Source organism: Aetokthonos hydrillicola CCALA 1050 (assembly GCF_017591665.1).
Lineage (GTDB): Bacteria > Cyanobacteriota > Cyanobacteriia > Cyanobacteriales > Nostocaceae > Aetokthonos > Aetokthonos hydrillicola.
In genome coordinates, this window is record NZ_JAAKGC010000256.1 from 1 (window position 1) to 3,098 (window position 3,098).

At 38.1% G+C, this 3,098-nt stretch carries 2 protein-coding genes; both read left to right on the forward strand.

Going from position 1 to position 3,098, the window contains the following annotated elements; translation table 11 throughout:
- Positions 1-2,596 (forward strand): ATP-binding protein (locus G4P69_RS36565; RefSeq protein WP_208345821.1); only part of this gene is annotated, 2,596 nt, incomplete at its 5' end.
- A gap of 59 nt (positions 2,597-2,655) precedes the next feature.
- Positions 2,656-3,098 (forward strand): serine/threonine protein kinase (locus G4P69_RS36570; protein WP_208345819.1); only part of this gene is annotated, 443 nt, incomplete at its 3' end.

Sequence of the window (3,098 nt, forward strand, 5' to 3'; positions counted from 1 at the left end):
ACTCAAGCAAGTGAGTCTTTGCGTACAGTACGGAAATACTCCCGCGTCAGCCGCTACTTACTCAGTTTATGGACTCATACTTTGTGCTCAGGTAAATAGTATCTCCACAGGTTATGAATTTGGTCAATTAGCCTTGCAACTACTGTCCAAGTTTCAAGCTCAAGAATACCAAGCAGGAGTCCTTTTTCTAGTTCATACTTTTATCCTTCATTGGAAGGAACCTCTTACAGCAATGTTGAAACCACTACTACAAGCTTATACTACAGGGCTAGATACTGGCGATTTAGCTATTGCTGGTTGTGCTGCTCATATTTATGGTATGAGCGCTTATTTTACTGGTGAAGAATTAGCCAAAGTAGCTAATGAATTAGCGATTTATAAGGCAGCACTAGAAAAAATTAACCAAAGAAGCGCTCTTAATTACAATAATATTTACTACCAAGTAGTTTTGAATTTGAGAAGCTCTGAAACTACTCCTTGGGAATTGGTTGGCACAGCCTATGATGAAAGAATAATGCTGGTAGTACACGAACAAACTAATGATCTTGCTGGGTTATGGAATTTATTTTTCAATAAATTGATGCTTTGTTATCTGTTCGGGGAACTCGATTTGGCAGACGAATATGTTGTCAAAACAAAACAGTATTCTGGTTCAGGACATGCAACTTCGACTATTGCGTTGCTGAATTTTTATGATTCACTGGTGCAACTGGCTTTATTTCCTACTTCCTTAATAGAAGAACAACAGAGGATTTTACAGCAAGTCGCACAAAATCAGAATATCATGGAGCAGTGGGCAAATTATGCCCCCATGAATTATCTACATAAATTCCATCTGGTAGAGGCAGAAAAAAATCGAGTTTTACGACAAAGCTCAGCCGCAATGGAATTTTATGACCAAGCCATTGCTCTTGCCAACGAGAACGGTTATTTTCAAGAAGAGGGCTTAGCAAATGAGTTAGCAGCTAGATTTTACCTGGATTGGGGCAAACCAAAAGTTGCCAAAGCATACATAGAAGACGCTTATTACTGCTACGCTCGTTGGGGTGCACTCGCCAAAGTTAAAGACTTAGAAAAACGCTATCCCCAACTACTGCACCCAATTCTGCAACAGCAACTACTCAACTTCAATTCTGAAGATGCTATTAGTTATTTGACTCCCTCTTCCCATCCTACGATTAGTTCTTATACTACCAATATATCCGACGAGCTAGATTTTACAAGCGTGCTCAAAGCTGCGCAAGCGATTTCTAGTTCTCTGGAATTAGATCAACTCATTGCTAACCTCTCGCGCATTATCTTAGAAAACTCTGGTGCTAAAAAATCTGTTCTCATTCTTCCACAGGAAGATACCTGGCAGGTGAAGGCTATTACGCTGATTAATCAACAGTCCAACTCCCAAACTTCTATTGAGACGATTTTTGTTTCACAACTAATAGACAATTGTCAAGAGATTACCGGAAAACTTATCAATTACGTTAAGAATACTCAAGAAACTGTCATTATTGACAATTGTCAAACAGACATTCCTGGTGTGATTGGGGAATATATGCTGCAACATCAACCCCAAAGTGTCTTGTGTATACCTATTATTAACCAAGGGCATTTGGTAGGAATTCTTTACTTAGAAAATCAACTAATAAGTGGTGTTTTTACTCCCCAACGTCTACAAGTTATCAACCTACTTTCTTCCCAAGCAGCAATCTCACTCGAAAATGCTCGGCTCTATCAGCAAGCAAAACAAGCATTACAAGATTTGCAACAAGCCCAATTACAAATTGTTCAAAGTGAGAAAATGTCTGCTTTAGGTAATTTAGTTGCAGGTGTTGCTCATGAAATGAATAATCCTTTGGGTTTTATTGCTGCTACTCTCGAACAAGCTAAACCTATAATTGCAGATATTTTTGAACACTTAGAACTCTATCAAAGCTGTTTGGCAAATCCCAGTGATGAAATTATTGACCATGCAAAAGAAATTGACTTGGATTATAGCTTAGAGGATTTGCCTAAGATGATTGATTCTATGAAGATCGCGTGCGATCGCCTCACTAACATCAGCACGAGTCTTCGTACTTTCTCCCGTGACGACAAAGATTACAAAGTCCCGTTTAATATCCACTCTGGTATTGATAGCACAATTCTCATTCTCAAACATCGTCTTAAAGCTAATGATCACCGCCCAGCAATACAAGTCAATACAAACTATGGTATTTTACCGGAAATAGAATGTTTTCCTGGGCAATTAAATCAAGTCTTTATGAATATCCTCGCTAATGCTATTGATGCTTTAGATGAATCAAATGCTGGATGCAGCTTTGAGGAGATTAAAGCCAATCCCAACCAAATTACCATCACCACCACCGTCAGCAATAATCAAGTTGAAATCAAAATTGCTGATAATGGAGTGGGTATGAATGAGCAAGTTAAGCAAAAAATCTTTGACTATTTATTTACGACTAAACCTGTCGGAAAAGGAACTGGTTTGGGTTTGGCGATCGCGCAGCAAATCATCACGGGTAAACACAACGGAAGCCTAAGTGTTAATTCTACCCTTGGTCAGGGAACAGAATTTCTCATCTCTTTACCAATTCTTTAATTCACTAAATAAAAAATTGGGAACAATAAAACCAGAAAGTTTTAAGAGATACTAGTACAATGAGTTTAGTAGATATTCCAGGATATCACCTGAAAGAACAGATCTACAACGGCCACAGAACCATAGTGTATCGTGGCGTTCGGCAGGCTGACTCATTACCTGTAGTTATTAAACTGCTGAAAAATACTTATCCCACTTTTAATGAACTAGTACAGTTTCGCAATCAATACACTATTACCAAAAATCTCGACTATCCTGGAATCATCCAAACTTATAGTCTGGAACCATACCAAAATGGCTATACGTTAGTGATGGAAGACTTTGGAGGAGTGTCTCTCAAGGATTATTTCACCAACAATAATTGTGTTGGGGTTATAGATGAATTTTTACAAGTAGCGATCGCGCTTGCTAATACATTACATTATCTCATGCAGCATGGGATTATTCATAAGGATATTAAGCCAACTAATATTTTAATTAACCCTGAAACTAAACAAGTAAA